We start from the raw sequence: 17417 nt of genomic DNA on the forward strand, positions 1-17417 counted from the left end.
TGACTCTGTAGCACCCAAGAATTGCTCCACCATATAACCACACTGAGGAAACACCATGAAAAAAGTTATCGCATCGTTGATCGCCGGTCTGTTCGCTACCTCGGTTTTCGCCCAGGCTCCTGCCGCTCCTGCTACTCCTGCCGCACCAGCTGCCAAAGCAGCAGCAAAAGAAACGAAAGCAGTTGCCAAAGCCGACGCTAAAGAAGCCAAAGCCGACGCAAAAGCGGATGCAAAAGTAGAAAAAGTAAACGCCGAAGCCAAGTCGGACGTCGCCGTCGCCCACGCCGATGCCACCAAAAAGAAAGCCAAAGCGCATTCGAGAGCCAAAAAAGCCAAAGCAGAAGCCAAAGCCGACAAAGCTGTCGACAATGCAGAAGCCAAAAAAGACGCAGCAATGAAGTAAGTTTTACCGGTAGTGAGAAGAAAAAGACAGCCTGCCTGTCTTTTTTTTCGTCCGCACGGGCCATCTACTTTTTGTCGTTATGCACAAAAATGTGCCCAAAGGAATGGTCTGAGGCTTGTCGAACTGGCAGTCATCAAGGACATCATCGTGAAAAATTCGGGCAACATCGTCGCCATTCATGGTCATCCATTCGACACGTCGATTAAACATTTCTCGCTCAATTCCGATATCGATATGGACGAACTCAAGAAGCTTGCCGAGTTTTGGCAACTTGAGTCCGCCAGCTTCGCAGGGAGAAACCTTGATGACATCGGACTGCGCCACGTGTGCAATGTGGCGTCCATTGAGGACCTCAACTTGCAATGGACCGAAATTTCCGATCAAGGTCTACGCTGTCTTGCGAAATTGCCGCGACTTGCGAGTCTTAGACTGAAAGAGAACGATCAGCTGACGAACGAATGCGTTGAACATCTGACCAAGCTGGATAATTTGGTCGATTTGCAGATCCATGGGACGTCCATCGATCAGCAGGGACTGAAACAACTGGGATGCATGAAAAATTTGAAACGACTGTGCATCGATTCCGACAACTGCGGCGAGTCGATCGAGACTGTAAAAGCACTCTCGCTGCAAATACCGGACTGTGCCATTTTAGTTAAAGGACACGGCGAATTTTGTGAAGGGCAATTCGACGGTAAATGGCTCGCTTGAATAAGGACGATCGACGCGGCACTCAAGTGCGCCGGGTTACTCGGGCGGGAACGCCGCTACACCATTGACGGGATGTCCTGCAATGCTATCGGCCACCCGGCGCAAGCCGGCGTCGGAGGAAGTAGCGCCGGACGCTGTGCGCTCGGCGGCCAAGGGTCACACCGCGATGGAGCTTCAGCGCTTGATTGCCGCAATCCGGGCCAGCATCTCGTCCGGCACCTGATAGTCGGGATAGGCGACGCGGAATTTGGTCCACTCGGCCAGCGCGTCGCTTTTCAGGTCGGCCTTGAGCATGGTGTCGATCACCGACAGCCAGTCGCGCGCGCGCTTGGCATGCATCGTTTCCTGATCCGCGCGCGGCGCGGCCGCGGCCTTCCCTGCCGTACGGTCAGCCGACGCTTCATTCCGGGAGAACCGTTCAGACGGAGCCTCGGCACTGCGCCTCGCCTCGACAGGCACCCGTTCCGACGCCGCAGCGGCACCCATTTTCATGGCCGGCGGGGCCGCCGCGGTTTCTGGTTCTGCCAATACGCGCGATGGCGTCGGCGATGGCGCTGTCGTGTAGTTCTCGTGCATTCGCGCTTTTGGCTCCGAACCGAAGCCTGCCAGCGCGCCCTCCACAGCCGGTGGCGGCGCGGAGGGTTTGGAAAGCGCCTGCCCGACAGGCGGCGGCGCCGGCGGCGCGGCTGCGATTATCGGAGCCTGCGGTAATGGCGCCGGCGGCGCTGGTTTCACCGACGGCGGGGAGGCAAGCCCCGAGGGTGGCGGTTCATGCGCCGGCGGGGCAGCGGCCACCGCCACCGGCGGCGGTGGAGGCGCCGTCGCCACCTCCGCATTCACGGGTGCCGGGCGCGGCGCTGCGGGCGCCTGCGGCGCCATCTCGGCGGCAGCCTGGTCCAGCGCCACCACGGACGCCGCAGCCATCTCCTTTTCCTTGCGCGCCCCGCCACCCTGGTACAGCTGGTGTCCGAGCACGCCCGCGAGCACCCCCGCCGCAATCCCGGCCGGAATGCGCCAGCGCCGGCCCAGGCCTGGCGCCAGGCGCGGGGACGCATCGCCACCGGCGGCATCGTTGGCCGCCGCCGGCCGCGCCTCCTGCGCCAGCCCCGACTTCACATACCCGAGAATCGCCGCATCGAGCCGCGGGCTGGAAGCGGGCTGGGTCAACCCCCGCAGACGGCGCGACAGATCGTCTTCCCCACGCAGGAAGGCGTCGAATTCCTCGTCGCTCATGTCATCGTTGTTCACTCAGTCTCCCTTCGCGCAGTTTCCGCATGGCGTAGCGCAGCCGGCTCTTGACCGTTTCCACCGGCGCTGCCACCAGGGCCGCGATGTCTTCGAGGCTCATGCCGCAAAACTGCTGCAATACCAGCGCCTCTTTCTGCTCGCTCGGCAAACCGGCCAGCGCCACGTGCAGGCTGTCGTACTGCTGCTTCTGTTCGAGCGCGACGTCCGGCGAAACCACATCCTGCGCCGCATCGGCCAGCGAGTCAAATACGTCCCGGCCATCGGTGCCGCTGCCCAGTTCCGCGGCCAGCACCGGTTGATGCTGGCGCAGCAGGTCGAGCAGGCGATTGCGGGCGATCTGGTAAAGATAGGTGCGAAACGCCGCCTCCGGCTGGTAGCGGCTGCGCGCATGATGCAGGTTGATCCAGCTATCCTGTACGATTTCGTCGACCCAGTCAGCGCGCGGCGAACGCCAGGCGACGAAGCGGTACAGGCCCGCATGGTGACGGCGATAGAGCTCCTCGAAGGCGACCAGGTCGCCATCGCGGTAGCGCAGCATCAGCTGCTCGTCTTGTAAGGTGGCGGGCATGTGCGGCCATTGTATGGCCTGCCCTGTGAATACGCAATTGCCGCGGCAGGAAAGCCGCGGCAACGCGATGGTGGGAATTTTACTTGATGCTTACTGGATGATTACTGCCAGCCGCCACCCAAGGAGCGGATCAGCGCCACCGTGGTCACGGCGCGGTCGCCGCGCAGCTTGACCGCGTTGCGTTCGACCGCGGCCAGGTTGCGCTGGGAGTCGAGCAGGTCGAGATAGCTCGAACGGCCCGCCTGATACAGTTTCTGCGCCAGGTCGGCCGAACGGCGCGCCGATACCACCGCCGCATCGGTCTGCTCCGTCTGGCCTGCCAAAATGCGCAGGCCGGCCAGGTTGTCCTCGACCTCGGCGAAGGCCACCAGCACGTTCTGGCGGTAGGTCGCAACCGACTCCTCCAGCACCGCTTCGCTGCGCGCGATATTGGCCTTGTTGCGGCCACCATCGATGATCGGCATCGACAGCAGCGCACCCAGCACCCATGAACGCGCGCTCCAGCTGAACAGATTGCCGCCGCTGCCGGACTCGGTGCCCAGGCCGCCGGTCAGGCTCAGGGACGGGTACATCGCCGTCCTGGCCACGCCAATGCGGGCGTTCGCGGCGATCATGGCGCGCTGGGCGGCGGTGATGTCGGGACGGCGCTCCAGCAGTGACGATGGCAGCCCGGCCGGAATGGCCGGCAGCAGCGCCGACTCCACCAGCGGGTTGACGTCGGCGCTGAACATGGCCGCCGGTTTCCCCAGCAGCACCGCCAGCGCGTGTTCGTACTGCACGCGCTGACGCTGCAAGCCGATCGCCTCGGCCTTCACCGTCGACAGTTCGGTCCTGGCGCGAGCCAGGTCGAATTCGCCGATGTCGCCATTATCGTAGCGGCTCTGGTTCACTTTCACGCTTTGCGTGCGCAGGTCCACGGTGCGCGCCAGGGTCGCCAGTTCGGCGTCGGTTTCGCGCAGCTTGAAGTAGGTCTGCGCCACGTCGGCCTGCAAGGCCAGCAAGACCGACTTGTAGGTCGCCTCGGAGACTTGCGCGTCGGCGCGCGAGGCGCTGACATTGGCGGCCACGCGGCCGAACAGATCGAGCTCGTAACTGGCCGTCAGCCTGGCCTGGTACACATTGCCCGGTGCAACCGGCGCATCGTCGGCCAAACCGCGCGAGACGCCCGACGTGCGGCTGCGCTGCGCGCCCATGCCCGCCCCCACCTGCGGCGAACGGTCCGCCTCGGCCAAGCCGGCCAGCGCCCTGGCCTGCTTGACCCGCGCCGCGGCCACCGCCAGGCTGGCGTTGGCGTCGGTCGCCTCGCGGATCAAGGCGGTCAGGTTGGCGTCGTTAAACGCCAGCCACCATTCGCCGCGCGCCTGCCCTTCGGCCGGCTGCGCCACCTTCCAGCGCGTGCCGTCGGCCGCCTGCAACGGCTCGGACGACTCCTTGAAACTCGACGGCATGTCGAGCGCCGGCGCTTTCAGTTCCGGCACGCTGGAACAGGCCACCAGCAGCAGCGCCGCCAGCAAGGGCGCGACGCGCCTGGTGATCGTTCTCGTCATATCAGTCATTACACTGCTCCTTCCAGATGCGCAGGCACTGCCACGCTTGATTTCTTTTCCATCTTCTTGGCGAAGGTACGCAGCAGCACGTAGAACACCGGCGTGAGGAACAGGCCGAAGAAGGTCACGCCCAGCATGCCGCCGAATACCGCCACGCCCATCGCATGGCGCATTTCGGCGCCGGCGCCGCTCGAAAACACCAGCGGTACCACGCCCATGATGAACGCGATCGACGTCATCAGGATCGGACGCAGACGCAGGCGGCAAGCTTCCAGCGCGGCTTCGACTATGGTGCGGCCATGGTCTTCAAGTTCGCGGGCGAATTCGACGATCAGGATCGCATTCTTGGACGCGAGCCCCACCAGCACGAACAGCGCGATCTGGGTAAAGATGTTGTTGTCGCCACCGGTGAGCTTGACGCCAATGAGGGCGCACAGGATCGACATCGGCACGATCAGGATCACGGCCAGCGGCAGGGTCCAGCTTTCGTACTGCGCGGCGAGCACCAGGAACACCAGCAGCACGCACAGCGGGAACACCAGCACCATCGTATTACCGGACAAGATCTCCTGGTAAGTCAGTTCGGTCCATTCGTACGACACGCCCTTCGGCAGCACTTCGGCGGCGATCTTTTCCAGCGCGGCCTGGGCCTGTCCGGACGAGACGCCGGGAGCCGGGCCGCCGTTCATGTCGGCCGAGACGTAGGCGTTGTAGCGCTGCACGCGGTCCGGACCGTAGGTATCCTTGACCCGCATCAGCGACGACAGCGGAATCATTTCGCCTTTATCGTTACGTACCTTGAGCTGGGCGATCTGGTCGGCCTGCGAGCGGAACGGGGCATCGGCCTGCACGCGCACCTGGTAGGTACGGCCAAACTGGTTGAAGTCGTTCACATACAGCGAGCCCAGATTGATCTGCAAGGTCTGGTAGATGGTCTGCAACGGCACGCCCAGCTGCTTGGCCTTGACCCGGTCGACGTCCGCGAACAGCTGCGGCACGTTGATCTGGAAGCTGGAGAACACGCCGGCCAGCTGCGGGTTCTGCCACGCTTTCATTTGCATCGCCTGGCTGGCCTTGTACAACTCGTCGTAGCCCACGTTGCCGCGGTCTTCCAGCATCATCTTGAAGCCGCCGATGGTACCCAGGCCGTTGACCGGCGGTGGCGGGAACACCATGATGAACGCATCCTGGATGGCGCCGAGGCGCTTGTTCACTTCCTGCGCGATTTCCGGGCCCGATTCGCCCTTGCCGGTACGCTTGTCGAACGGCTTGAGGGTAAAGAACACGATGCCCGAATTCGGCGCATTGGTAAAACCGTTGATCGACAGACCCGGGAAGGCGACCGACGATTCCACGCCAGGCACGCCGGCGGCGATTTCCGACATCTTGCGGATCACGGTATCGGTGCGGTCCAGCGAGGCGGCGTCGGGCAACTGGGCGAAGCCGACCAGATACTGCTTGTCCTGGGCCGGCACGAAGCCGCTCGGCACGGCCTTGAACATGAACACGGCAGCCACGGCCAGCACGGCGTACACCACCAGCGAAATGCCTTTGCGCTTGAGCACAACGTTCACGCCACCTTCGTAGCGGGTCGATGCGCGCCCAAAAAAGCGGTTGAACCAGGCGAAGAAGCCGCCGAACAGTTTGTCCATCACGCGGGTCAGGCCATCTTTCGGCGCATGGTGCGGCTTGAGCAAGGCGGCGGCCAGGGCCGGCGACAGGGTCAGCGAGCTGAATGCCGAAATCACGGTCGAAATGGCGATCGTCAGCGCGAACTGGCGATAGAACTGGCCCGACAGGCCGGCCACGAACGCAATCGGCACGAACACGGCGCACAGTACCAGCGCGATGGCGATGATCGGACCGCTCACCTCTTTCATGGCCTGCACCGTCGCGTCGCGCGGGCTCAAGCCCTCCTGGATGTTACGTTCGACGTTTTCCACCACCACGATGGCGTCATCGACCACGATACCGATGGCCAGTACAAGCCCGAACAGCGACAAGGTATTGATCGAAAAGCCAAAGCCCAGCATCACGGCGAAGGTACCGATGATCGACACCGGCACCGCCAGCAGCGGAATGATCGATGCGCGCCAGGTTTGCAGGAAGATGATCACCACCAGCACCACCAGGGCCACCGCTTCGAGCAGGGTGTGGATGACGGCCTTGATCGACTCCTGCACGAACTGGGTCGGGTCGTACACGACGCTGAAGTCTACGCCTTCCGGGAAGTCCTTTTTCAGTTCCGCCATCTTGGCGCGCACGTCGGCCGACAGTTGCAGCGCGTTGGCGCCGGGCGCCTCGAAAATCGCGATGGCCGCGGCCGATTTATTATTCAGCAGCGAACGCAGGGAGTACGAGTTCGAGCCCAGCTCGATGCGTGCCACGTCGCGCAGATGGGTAATGGCGCCGTCGGACCCGGTACGCACGATGATGTCGCCGAATTCCTCGACGCTGGTCAGGCGGCCCTGGGTGTTGACGGTCAGCTGGAACTCGGAACCTTTCGATGGCGACGCGCCGATCACGCCGGCGGCGACCTGCACGTTCTGCTCGCGCACGGCGGCGACGATGTCGGACGCGGTCATGCCGCGCGCCGCGACCTTTTGCGGATCGAGCCAGACGCGCATGGCGTAGTCGCCCGCGCCGAACAGCTGGGTTTCACCCATGCCCTGGATACGGGCCAGCTGGTCTTTCACGTTCAGCACCGCGTAGTTGCGCAGGTAGACGTCGTCGTAGCGGCCCGTTGGCGAAACCAGGTGAACCACCATGGTCAGGTTGGGCGAGCTTTTCACGGCCGTCACGCCGATCTGGCGCACTTCCTCGGGCAGGCGCGGCAAGGCGCGCTGGATGCGGTTCTGTACCTGCGACTCGGCCTGTTCGACGTTGGTGCCGACCTTGAACGTCACGGTCAGGGTCAGCGAACCGTCGGAGGTGTTCTGCGACGACATGTACAGCATGTTTTCGACGCCGTTGATCTGCTCCTCCAACGGCGCGGCGACGGTTTCGGCGATCACTTTCGGGTTCGCGCCAGGATACTGCGCACGCACCACCACCGAAGGCGGCACCACGTCAGGGTATTCGGAGATCGGCAGCTTGAAGATCGACAGCAGGCCGGCCACGAATACGATAATCGACAGGACGGCCGCGAAAATCGGCCGGTCGATGAAAAATCGTGAAAAGTTCATGTGAATTATTCCTTGGTTTTAGCCGATGCGTCGGCAACCTTGATCTCGGCCTTGGCTCCGGCCTTGGCCTCCGCCTCGGCGGATTTCGGGTCCGCTGTTTTGCTGTCGTCCGCCTTTGCCTGCGGCGCCTTGCCGTCCTGGTCCATCGCCACCATCTGGGCCGTCACCGGCGCGCCGGGCTGCACGCGCTGCAAGCCGTTGACGATGATTTTTTCGCCCGGCTTGACGCCGCTGCGCACCACGCGCAAGCCGTCGATGGACGGGCCCAGGGTCACGGCGCGGTATTCGGCCTTGCTGTCGGCGCCGATCACGTAGACGAATTTGCGGTTCTGGTCCGTGCCGATGGCGCGGTCGTTGATCAGGACCGCCTTCGCTTGCGTGCTGTCGCTGCCGCTCAACTGAACCCGTGCGAACAGGCCCGGAACGAGCGTGTTGTCGGTGTTGTCGAACATGGCGCGCATGCGCACGCTGCCGGTGGCCGAATCAAGGCGGTTGTCGACGAATTCGAGCTTGCCTTCGTGCGGGAAGCCGCTTTCGTTGGCCAGCCCGATCTTGACCGGCACCGTGGCGCCCTTCTGGGCCACGCGGCCGACGCGCAGGTAGGTATCTTCGTCGCCGTCGAAGGTGGCGTAGATCGGATTGCTCGACACCACCGAGGTCAGGATCACGCTGCCGTCGACCAGGTTACCGGTGGTGACTTCGGCTTTCGAGACGCGCCCGCCGATCGGCGCGTGCACATTGGTGTAGCTCAGGTTCAGGCGCGCCGCTTCGAGCGAGGCCTGGGCCGCGCGCACGTTGGCGTCCAGTTCCTTCAGGCCCGAGGCCTTTTCATCGAACTCGCGCTGGGCGATCGCCTTGTCGCCCAGCAGGCGCTCGGCGCGGGCCAGTTCCAGCTTGGCCAGGTCGGCGCGCGCGCGGGCCGAGCTGACGGCAGCTTCGGCGCGGTTCGCCTCGGCCTGGTACGGGCGCGGGTCGATCACGAACAGCACATCGCCTTTCTTGACGACGCTGCCCGGCTTGAAATTCATCGACGTGATGAAACCATTCACGCGCGCGCGGATGTCGACCCGGTCCACCGCTTCGAGGCGGCCCGAAAACTCCTGGGTCTCGTTGACCGAGCGCTCGATCACGGTGGCGGCGGTGATCGGCGGCCCCGCCGGCGCCGCCGGCTGGGCCTTGCTATTTGCGTCTTCACAACCCGCCAGCGACAAGGCCGCCAGTCCCGCCAGTGCCATCGCGGTGGCCAGCGGCCGGGCGAAGGTCATTAATCGATTAGTGGTTTTCATGTTGTTCCTCTTATTAATGAAAATATTTAATGAGTCAGGCGGTAAGCGAGGCTACAGCGACCTGCGGTGGTGCGAAAAGGCGAAAAGGGTCCGTACGCTGCGGCGAGGATCTCTCAGCGCAGCTGCACGGGGGGTAACTGGTGGTGGTGCTACGGGTGACGCGTTATGTCAGGGTGGGCTGGGCGGAGCGTCCAGGCCAAGTAAAAAATTTCCGATTTCATGCAGCGCAACGGCCCTGCAGGCACATTCATTGCGCGCGGCCGGGTCTTGCAGCGGCGCCGGCGCCATCCGTTTGACCGTGGTGGTGACGCCGCAAGTAGCCAGCTTGGCGCCATATTGTTCCGCCTCGTCGCGCAGGGGATCGTCTTCGGCCGACAGGATCAGCGCCGGCGGCAGATTCTTCAGCCGGCTCGATTGCAGCGGCGACGCGTACGGGTGCGTGCGGTCGGCGGCATTGGGCAGGTAGCCGCGGTAGCTCGCCGCGCAGCTGTCGGCCACGCCGGCCCGGCTGGGGTCCTGCGGAATTTCGCGCATCGAGCAGGTCGACAGGCCCGGATCGAGCATCGGCATGATCAGGATCTGGCCGGCCAGTGCCGGGCCGCCCCGGTCACGCGCGATCAGCGCGCACACGGCGGCCAGGTTGGCGCCTGCTTCAATGCCCGACACCACCAGGCGCTTGCCGTTCCATCCCAGCTTGGCCTTGTGCTTCTTGGCCCACACCAGCACCGCGTGCGCATCCTCGGCGGCGGCGGGAAACGGCCGCTCGGTCGCCAGGGTGTAGCACGATGCCAGTACCAGGTTCTGGGTCGAGCAGCTGGCCAGGTGGCGCAGGAATTCGTCCGCCTCGTCGAGGTCGCCACCGACAAAGCCGCCGCTGTGAAAGAACACGATCAGGCCATCCTTCTTGGCGCCGGCGTCGCCGCCCGCATACAGACGCGCAGCCAGCTGGCCTTCGGCCCCCGCAACCTCAAGGTCGCGGATTTTCAACTGCGCCGGCGCGTCCACGCGATTCATTCCGCCACTCCCGGCTCTTCATCGGCGCTGGCGACCAGGGTGCTGCCGAACAGGTCATGTGCGAGTGCGTCAAAACCGACGCTCTCGGCGCTTGCCGCTTGCGGAAACTGGTCGGTCAGGGCGGTGCCGGTCAGTGTCAACATCGCCATTGCAAGCGTCGCGACCAACATGATTGCTTTTTGATAACGCATAAAAAGTTCCCCTTTCCTTCCTTTGTCCCTACATCCTTTGATGCAGTACGGTCACTTTAAACTTGTTCTACAATCTGATAAAGAGGGCAAGAGCGAATTGATTGTTCAGAATTCTGAACAATACGGAGGAATATGAATAAATTGCAAGCGATGGAAGTGTTTGTGCAGGTGGTCGACGCCGGGGGCTTCACGCGCGCGGCCGAGAACATGCAGTTGCCCAAGGCCACCGTCTCGACCCTGGTGCAAGCGTTGGAACTGGCGCTCGAAGTAAAGCTATTGCACCGCACCACGCGCCATGTCAGCGTCACCGCCGACGGCGCCGCCTACTACGAGCGCTGCCTGCGCATCCTGTCGGACGTGCGCGAAGCCGAGGAATCGCTCTCGCGCAACCGCGCCAATCCGAGCGGACGGCTGCGGGTCGATGTATCGAGCGGCGTCGCCAACGATATCCTGATTCCGGCGCTGTCCGATTTTTTCCAGCGCTACCCGGACATCCGCATCGACCTCGGATGCAGCGACCGTCCGGTGGACCTGATCGAAGAAGGCGTCGATTGCGCCATCCGCGGCGGCAACCTGCCCGATTCGGCCCTGATCGCGCGCCGCATCGGCGTCCTGCATTTTGTCACCTGCGCCACGCCGGCCTACCTGGACCAGCACGGGCGCCCCACACATCCGAACGACCTGGCCAGCCACCGCTGCATCAACTACTTTTCCACCAAGACCGGCAAGACCTACGACTGGGATTTCGCGCGCGGCGACGAAGTGATCAACATCGCGGCCCCGGCCTGCCTGGCCGTGAACGATTCGACCGCCTATATGCGGGCCGGCATGCAGGGCCTGGGGCTGGTGCAGATGTCGAGCTTCATGGCCGAATCGATGGTCGCCGCCGGCACCCTGGAAATCGTCCTTGCCGACTGGACCAGCACCCCGCTGCCGATCAACGTGGTGTACCCTCAAAACCGCCATCTGTCGGCCAAGGTGCGCGTATTCGTGGAATGGGTGGCCGACCTGTTCCTCACCCATCCACAGCTGCAACTGCAAAGGCTCTGACATGCAAACGATCGTCTTTCTGGACCGCGACAGTCTCCAGGCGCACGTGCGCCGCCCCGCATTCGAACATGAGTGGCGCGAGTACGCCGCCAGCGGCGCCGGCGACGTGGTGGAGCGCCTGCGCGGCGCTACCATCGCCATCACCAATAAGGTTCCGCTGCGCGCGGCCGACATCGCCCAGCTGCCGGACCTGAAATTGGTGGCCATTTCCGCCACCGGCACCAACAATGTCGATCTCGACGCCTGCCGCGAGCGCGGCATCGTCGTCTCGAACATCCGCAATTACTCGCTGGTGCCGGTGCCGGAGCACTGCTTCAGCCTCATTCTCGCCTTGCGCCGCAATCTGAAGGCCTACGGCACCGACGTCGACGCCGGGCACTGGCAGAGGTCGAGCCAGTTTTGCCTGCTCAGCCACCCGATTGCCGACCTGGCGGGCAGCCGCCTCGGCATCGTCGGTTACGGCGCCCTCGGCAAGAAGGTGGCGGCCATCGGGCGCGCCTTCGGCATGCGCGTGTGCGTGGTGTCGCGCTCGAAGGTGGACGACCCCGGAGTCGAGGTGCTCACGCTCGACGAACTGCTGCACACCTGCGATGTGGTCAGCCTGCACCTGCCGCTGACCGCGCAGACGGCCAACATGATCGGCGCCGGGCAACTGGCCCGAATGAAGCCAGGCGCCCTCTTGATCAACACGGCGCGCGGCGGCCTGGTCGATGAAGCGGCGCTGGCGCGGGCGCTGACCGGCGGCGTGCTGGGAGGCGCCGGTTTCGATGTGCTGAGCACCGAGCCGCCGGCGCCGGACAATCCGCTGCTGGCCCTGCGGCTGCCGAATTTCATCCTGACGCCGCACGTGGCCTGGGCCAGCGCCGGGGCGATGCAAACCCTGGCCGATATGCTGATCGATAACGTCGAGGCGTTCGCGGCCGGCCAACCCTTGAACGTGGTCTGACACGCCGCGCGCGAGTCGCGGGGCCTTAAAAGGTTCCCGGCAACAGAATCCGCTGGTCGACATCGTTCACGTCGCGCAGGCCGCAAAATGCCATCGTCAGATCGAGTTCGTTGCGGATGATGTCCAGGCACTTGGTCACGCCCTGCTCGCCCATCGCTCCCAGCCCGTACAGGAAAGGCCGGCCGATATACACGCCCTTGGCACCGAGTGCCAGCGCGCGGATCACATCCTGCCCCGAGCGCACGCCGCCATCCATGTGCACTTCGATGCGTTTGCCCACCGCCTCCACGATGGCCGGCAGCGCGCCGATGCTCGACTGCGCGCCATCGAGCTGGCGCCCGCCATGGTTGGACACGATCAGCGCGTCGGCCCCGCTGTCCGCCGCCAGGCGCGCATCCTCGGCATCCATGATGCCCTTGATGATCAGTTTTCCGCCCCAGCGCTGCTTGATCCACTCCACATCGGCCCACGACAGCGCCGGATCGAACTGCTGCGAAGTCCATGCCGACAGCGACGACATGTCCGACACATCGCTGGCATGGCCGACGATGTTGCCGAAGCCGCGCCGCGGCGTGCGCAAGATGCCCATGACCCAGCGCGGCTTGGTCATCAGGTTGACGATGTTCGCCAAGGTCATTTTGGGCGGGGCCGTCATGCCGTTGCGGATATCCTTGTGGCGCTGGCCCAGCACCTGCAAGTCGAGCGTGAGCACCAGCGCCGAACAGCGCGCCGCCTTGGCGCGGTCGATCAGGCGGTTGATGAATTCGCGGTCCTTCATCACATACAGCTGGAACCAGAACGGCTTGGTCGTATGCGCCGCCACATCCTCGATCGAACAGATGCTCATGGTCGACAAGGTGAACGGCACGCCGAACCGTTCGGCGGCGCGCGCGGCCAGGATTTCGCCGTCCGCATGCTGCATGCCGGTCAGGCCGGTCGGCGCCAGGGCCACCGGCATCGCCACCTCCTGCCCCACCATCGTGCTGCGCGTGGTGCGGTCGGCCAGGTTGACCGCCACCCGCTGGCGGAATTTGATCTTCGCGAAATCGTCGCTGTTGGCGCGGTAGGTGGATTCGGTCCAGGAACCGGCGTCGGCGTAGTCGTAGAACATGCGCGGCACGCGCTTGCGCGCCAGCACCCGCAGGTCTTCAATCGTCGTGATGATGGTCATGCATCTCCTTGTTGGCGTCGTGCTTGTCGTATTCTATGCCGCCAGCGGCGCCACACGCAGCGGCAGGTCGATGAAAAAGGTGGTGCCGCGCTCCGCGCTGCTCTCGACCTTGATGCTCCCTTCCAGCAGCGAGGTGACGATGTTGTACGTGATATTCAAACCCAGTCCCGAACCGCCCTGTCCCATCTTGGTCGTGAAAAACGGATCGAAGATGCGGGCCTGGTGTTCGGCCGGGATGCCAACGCCGTCGTCGTGGAAGGTCAGCAGCACCCGCTCCGTGCCCTGGCGCATGGCCGTGACGGTCATCGCCCCGCCGCTGCGGCCCTCGAACGCGTGCAGCATTGCGTTATTGATCAGGTTGATCATCACCTGGCCGAACGGTCCCGGATAGCTGTCCATCTCGATATCGGCTTCCATCTCCAGTTCGAGCGTGTGGCCGGCCTTGCGCACCTGGTTCATCATGGTGGCGATGATTTCGTGCGTGGCCTGCTCCAGGTGAAAGCGGCGGCGCTGCGCGCTGGCCTGGTCCACCGCCACCTGCTTGAAGCTGTTGAGCAGGTCGGCCGCGTTGAACAGGCTGCGCATGATCAGCTCCGACGCCTCCTGCGACGCATCGATGAATACTTTCAGCTCGGAGCGGCGGATGGTGGCGCCGTCGAACTTCTGCGCGATCTCGCTGGTCTTTTCCTGCAAGGTGCTGGCCATCAGCAGGCTGTTGCCGATCGGGGTGTTCAGTTCATGCGCCACGCCGGCCACCAGCGACCCGAGCGCCGCCAGTTTTTCCTGCGACACCAGCTGCGTTTGCGCGTCCTGCAACTGGCGGTAGGCGTCGGCGTTATCGAAGGCCACGCCGACGTAGGAAGCGAGCGTGCGCAGCATGTCCAGGTGGATGCGCCCGTAGGCATTCTCGACGTAGCTGTGCACCGACACCACTCCCAGCATGCGGCCGTTGACCGCGATCGGCACGTACAGCAGCGAGCGCGGTGGCGTCGGCAGGGTGCCGTCTTCGAGCGTGCCCAGATGGTCTTCGCTGGAGGTGAGCGACAGGTCGGCGATGTAGTTGCCGTACTCCTTGTCCAGGTTATTGATGAAGACATCGCGCTCGTTGAGGATGCACCAGACCGCAAGCTGGTTGGGGTCGTCCATGCTGCGCGAATACGGCGCATAGCGCTTGCCGCCCTCGATCGCGAACGGGTAGTCGATGGTGGCGCGCTCGGGCCGGTACAGGCCGATCCCGAACACGCTCGCATCCATCAACTCATTGACGTGCGCGTACAGCATCAGCATGATCGATTCGCTATCGAGCTTGGCGGTCAGCTTGCGCCCGATGGCGCTCAGGAGCGCGATGTTGCGGTGCGCCTGTTCGACTTCCACTTTCTGGCGCTCCACCGAGTCCTTCTGCAGCTGCAATTCGGCGGTGCGCGCGCCGACCTGGCGTTCGAGCAGGGATTTTTGCTGCACCAGCGCGCGCACCCGCACGCGCATCAGCGCATAGCCCAGGCCAAGCACCAGCACGGCCAGCAAGGTGCGGAACCACCATGTCTTCCAGGCCGGCGGCGTGATCGTGATCGCCAGGGTGGTCGGCGCCTCGCTCCACACGCCATCCTTGTTGCTGGCGCGGACGCGGAACACGTAGTGCCCCGGATCGAGATTGGTGTAGGTGGCGAAGCGCTTGCCCGCGTCGGTACTGACCCAGCCCTGGTCGAAGCCTTCGAGCTGGTACAGGTAGCGGTTGCGCTGGGGATCGGCGAAATGCAAGGCGGCGAATTCCAGCGACAGCACCGTATCGCGGTACGACAAGGTGATCGATTTCGCATCCTCGATGGCGCCATCGAAGGTGACGCCATCGAGCTTCTGGCCGGTGCGCAGCGGGCGGTTGAAGATCAGGAGATCGGTAATGACCACCGCCGGCGGATACGGGTTTTCACGGATCGCCTCGGGCCGGAACGAGGTCAGGCCGTCGATGCCGCCGAAGTGCAGGCTGCCGTCGCCCAGGCGCGCGGCCGAGCCGACAAAGTACGAGCCGTCGTTCAGGCCATCCCTGGAGGTGTAGCGCTTGACCTGCCCGTTGGACGGATCGAGGCGCGCCAGGCCGGCGGTGCTGCTGACCCACAGCATGCCGGCGTCGTCTTCCAGGATGGCGCCGATCGGATCGGAAGCGGCCGCGCCGTTGAGCGCGAAGAAGCGAAAGCGCACCTGCCCGTCCGCGCCGGTTTCGACCCGATGCAGGCCGCCCGCGGTGCCGACCCAGACCTGGCCCTTGCGCGACTCGAACAGATAATAGATGCGGCTGTGGCGCAGGCTGGCCGGGTCGGCCGGGTCGTAGCGATAATGGGTGAAGCGGCCGGTGGCCCGGTCGAGCCGTTCGAGGCCGTTGTCGGTGCCGATCCAGATGAAGCCCTGGTGGTCTTCCAGCAGCGCGAAGCCGTGGTTTTCGCCCAGGCTGTGCGGGTTGTCCGGGTCGTGGCTCCAGCCGCTCCGGGCGCCGCTGGCCGGATCGTAGCGCAGCACCCCGCCGCGCGTGAGCACCCACAGCATGCCGGCGCGGTCGATCATCAGGCGCTGGATGTAGGACGTGGTGGCGTCGGTGCCGATCGCCAGCGGGGTCGAGCGCCCGCTTTGCTTGTCGATCCACGACAGGCCGGTGGGCGTGCCGACCCAGACCCGCCCGGGCGCCACCGCCAGCGCGGTCACCAGCTCGCCCGGGCGCAGGTGCGTGGCAGTGGCGCTGGCCACGTCCAGCCGGTTGACGCCACCGCCGGTGGTGCCCAGCCACAGCGTGTCCTTGCCATCGGCCGCGATGACGCGGACCTTGTTCGAACTGAGGCTGGTGGCATCGTCCGGGGTGTGCGCAAGCCGGTTAAAGCCGCCGCTGGCGATGTCGACCCGGTTGACGCCGCCGAACCAGCTGCCGACCCACAGGGTGCCGCTGCGGTCGAGGAAGCTGGCCGCGATCCGGTTGTCGGACAGCGAATGGCGGTCGAGCGGCTGGTGACGGTAGCTGACAAACCTGTCGCTGGCGGCATCGCGCCACAACAGGCCATCGAGTTCGGTGCCCACCCACAGGCCGCCCTTGGTATCGTGATACAGCGAGAGCACGCGCACCGCGCCGACGCCGTCTTGCGTGCCGATCTCGCGCCGCGCCGGCGCCGCGCCGCCCAGCCGCCACGCATGCAGGCCGGCGCCGGTGCCGATCCATAAAGTGCGGTTCGGTCCGAGCGAGAGCGCCATCACCTGGTTGCGCGCGGCTTCCTGTGGCGCGCCGAGGGAAAAACGCTCGAAGCGGCGCGCGCCGGGCGCCAGCCGGTCCAGGCCGCGCGCGGTGCCGACCCATAGACTGCCGTCGGTATCGCGCGCCAGGGCGTTGACCCGGTCGTCGCTCAGGCTGGCCGGGTCGGCCGGATCGTTGCGCGTGGTGGCAAAGCGCCCGGTGGCCGGGTCGAAGTGCTTGAGGCCTTCGCCGGTGGCCAGCCACAGGCCGCCGCGCCCGTCGCTGACGATGGCCGACACCACGCGGTTGTTCAAGCCGGCCGACGCATTGCCGGCGCTGGCGTAGCGGACGAATTTTTGCGTGCCGCGCTGGTAGCGGATCAGCCCTCCCTTGGTGCCGAACCACAGGCGGCCCTGCTCGTCCTCGAAGGACGCGGAAACGTAATTGTCGGCGATGCTGCCGGCATCGGCAGGGTCGTTCTTGAAGACGGTCATGCGGTAGCCGTCATAGCGGTTCAGGCCCGCCTGGGTGCCGAGCCACATGAAGCCCTGGCGGTCCTGCAGGATGCTTTGCACCGATTCCTGCGACAGCCCCTGCTCCAGCCCGATATGTTCGAAGCGCAGGCTGCGCACCGGCGACGCCGGCGCCGCGCCGGTGCATGCCATGAGCAGCAGCCAGGCCAGGGCCAGCCGGGGCAGCATCGCGTTCAGGCGGGTGGTGAATCGAAGCTTCATTCGGGCGTTCCACGCAGCAATAGGAGTAATCTAACAGATGCCCGGCCAGGAATGACAATTACTTGTTGTTGTCCGCGCTATGATTGCCCTCTGGACAAACGGTGAAGGCGCCACTACAATAGCGCCTTCTTCGGAAATGCAAGCGATCCGGA

The 17417-nt window shown here is 64.6% G+C and carries 13 protein-coding genes; 4 read left to right on the top strand and 9 right to left on the bottom strand.

Features of this window, described 5'->3' with window-relative positions; genetic code table 11:
• The first annotated feature begins 55 nt into the window (after positions 1-55).
• The gene (locus IV454_RS25590) at positions 56-403 is read left to right on the top strand and encodes a hypothetical protein (RefSeq protein ID WP_206088457.1); all 348 of its coding nucleotides are present in this window, start codon (positions 56-58) and stop codon (positions 401-403) included.
• A gap of 147 nt (positions 404-550) precedes the next feature.
• The gene (locus tag IV454_RS25595) at positions 551-1114 is read left to right on the top strand and encodes a leucine-rich repeat domain-containing protein (protein ID WP_206088458.1); all 564 of its coding nucleotides are present in this window, start codon (positions 551-553) and stop codon (positions 1112-1114) included.
• A 174-nt stretch (positions 1115-1288) separates the two neighbouring features.
• Here IV454_RS25595 and IV454_RS33405 read toward each other — a convergent pair whose 3' ends face one another.
• From IV454_RS33405 to IV454_RS25630, 7 genes are all read right to left on the bottom strand, one after another.
• Positions 1289-2362, bottom strand: a complete 1074-nt coding sequence (locus IV454_RS33405) for a hypothetical protein (protein WP_206088459.1) — start codon at positions 2360-2362, stop codon at positions 1289-1291.
• Positions 2349-2930, bottom strand: a complete 582-nt coding sequence (locus IV454_RS25605; protein ID WP_229521828.1) for a sigma-70 family RNA polymerase sigma factor — start codon at positions 2928-2930, stop codon at positions 2349-2351. Before IV454_RS25605 ends, IV454_RS33405 begins: the two co-directional genes overlap by 14 nt.
• A gap of 101 nt (positions 2931-3031) precedes the next feature.
• The gene (locus tag IV454_RS25610; RefSeq protein ID WP_206092822.1) at positions 3032-4477 is read right to left on the bottom strand and encodes an efflux transporter outer membrane subunit; all 1446 of its coding nucleotides are present in this window, start codon (positions 4475-4477) and stop codon (positions 3032-3034) included.
• Between the two features lie 8 nt (positions 4478-4485).
• Positions 4486-7662, bottom strand: a complete 3177-nt coding sequence (locus IV454_RS25615) for an efflux RND transporter permease subunit (RefSeq protein ID WP_206088460.1) — start codon at positions 7660-7662, stop codon at positions 4486-4488.
• A 5-nt stretch (positions 7663-7667) separates the two neighbouring features.
• Positions 7668-8948 carry an efflux RND transporter periplasmic adaptor subunit gene (locus tag IV454_RS25620; protein WP_206088461.1) on the bottom strand — a complete coding sequence of 427 codons (1281 nt, stop codon included), beginning with the start codon at positions 8946-8948 and terminating at the stop codon, positions 7668-7670.
• A gap of 168 nt (positions 8949-9116) precedes the next feature.
• Positions 9117-9962 carry an alpha/beta hydrolase gene (locus IV454_RS25625; RefSeq protein ID WP_206088462.1) on the bottom strand — a complete coding sequence of 282 codons (846 nt, stop codon included), beginning with the start codon at positions 9960-9962 and terminating at the stop codon, positions 9117-9119.
• The gene (locus IV454_RS25630) at positions 9959-10153 is read right to left on the bottom strand and encodes a hypothetical protein (RefSeq protein WP_054262739.1); all 195 of its coding nucleotides are present in this window, start codon (positions 10151-10153) and stop codon (positions 9959-9961) included. Before IV454_RS25630 ends, IV454_RS25625 begins: the two co-directional genes overlap by 4 nt.
• Before the next feature lie 132 nt (positions 10154-10285).
• Between IV454_RS25630 and IV454_RS25635 the strand changes: the two genes are divergently transcribed.
• Together IV454_RS25635 and IV454_RS25640 are read left to right on the top strand one after the other, a co-directional pair.
• Positions 10286-11203: a LysR family transcriptional regulator gene (locus tag IV454_RS25635; protein WP_206088463.1), complete on the top strand. Its 918-nt coding sequence runs from the start codon at positions 10286-10288 to the stop codon at positions 11201-11203.
• A gap of 1 nt (position 11204) precedes the next feature.
• The gene (locus IV454_RS25640; RefSeq protein ID WP_206088464.1) at positions 11205-12149 is read left to right on the top strand and encodes a D-2-hydroxyacid dehydrogenase; all 945 of its coding nucleotides are present in this window, start codon (positions 11205-11207) and stop codon (positions 12147-12149) included.
• A gap of 25 nt (positions 12150-12174) precedes the next feature.
• Here IV454_RS25640 and IV454_RS25645 read toward each other — a convergent pair whose 3' ends face one another.
• Positions 12175-13320: an alpha-hydroxy acid oxidase gene (locus tag IV454_RS25645; RefSeq protein ID WP_206088465.1), complete on the bottom strand. Its 1146-nt coding sequence runs from the start codon at positions 13318-13320 to the stop codon at positions 12175-12177.
• Between the two features lie 33 nt (positions 13321-13353).
• Entirely contained in the window at positions 13354-17265 is a 3912-nt protein-coding gene (locus IV454_RS25650; RefSeq protein WP_229521830.1) for a two-component regulator propeller domain-containing protein, read from the bottom strand.
• Positions 17266-17417: the final 152 nt, after the last annotated feature.

The sequence above is a fragment of the Massilia antarctica genome (assembly GCF_015689335.1).
In the GTDB taxonomy this organism is placed as follows: domain Bacteria; phylum Pseudomonadota; class Gammaproteobacteria; order Burkholderiales; family Burkholderiaceae_D; genus Telluria_A; species Telluria_A antarctica.

Excerpts from the sequence above, each read along its gene's own strand:
- IV454_RS25590 (WP_206088457.1), top strand. The coding sequence starts at position 56 with ATGAAAAAAGTTATCGCATCGTTGATCGCCGGTCTGTTCGCTACCTCG.
- IV454_RS25605 (WP_229521828.1), bottom strand. The coding sequence starts at position 2,930 with ATGCCCGCCACCTTACAAGACGAGCAGCTGATGCTGCGCTACCGCGAT.
- IV454_RS25610 (WP_206092822.1), bottom strand. The coding sequence starts at position 4,477 with ATGACGAGAACGATCACCAGGCGCGTCGCGCCCTTGCTGGCGGCGCTG.
- IV454_RS25615 (WP_206088460.1), bottom strand. The coding sequence starts at position 7,662 with ATGAACTTTTCACGATTTTTCATCGACCGGCCGATTTTCGCGGCCGTC.
- IV454_RS25620 (WP_206088461.1), bottom strand. The coding sequence starts at position 8,948 with ATGAAAACCACTAATCGATTAATGACCTTCGCCCGGCCGCTGGCCACC.
- IV454_RS25625 (WP_206088462.1), bottom strand. The coding sequence starts at position 9,962 with ATGAATCGCGTGGACGCGCCGGCGCAGTTGAAAATCCGCGACCTTGAG.
- IV454_RS25630 (WP_054262739.1), bottom strand. The coding sequence starts at position 10,153 with ATGCGTTATCAAAAAGCAATCATGTTGGTCGCGACGCTTGCAATGGCG.
- IV454_RS25635 (WP_206088463.1), top strand. The coding sequence starts at position 10,286 with ATGAATAAATTGCAAGCGATGGAAGTGTTTGTGCAGGTGGTCGACGCC.
- IV454_RS25640 (WP_206088464.1), top strand. The coding sequence starts at position 11,205 with ATGCAAACGATCGTCTTTCTGGACCGCGACAGTCTCCAGGCGCACGTG.
- IV454_RS25645 (WP_206088465.1), bottom strand. The coding sequence starts at position 13,320 with ATGACCATCATCACGACGATTGAAGACCTGCGGGTGCTGGCGCGCAAG.
- IV454_RS25650 (WP_229521830.1), bottom strand. The coding sequence starts at position 17,265 with ATGAAGCTTCGATTCACCACCCGCCTGAACGCGATGCTGCCCCGGCTG.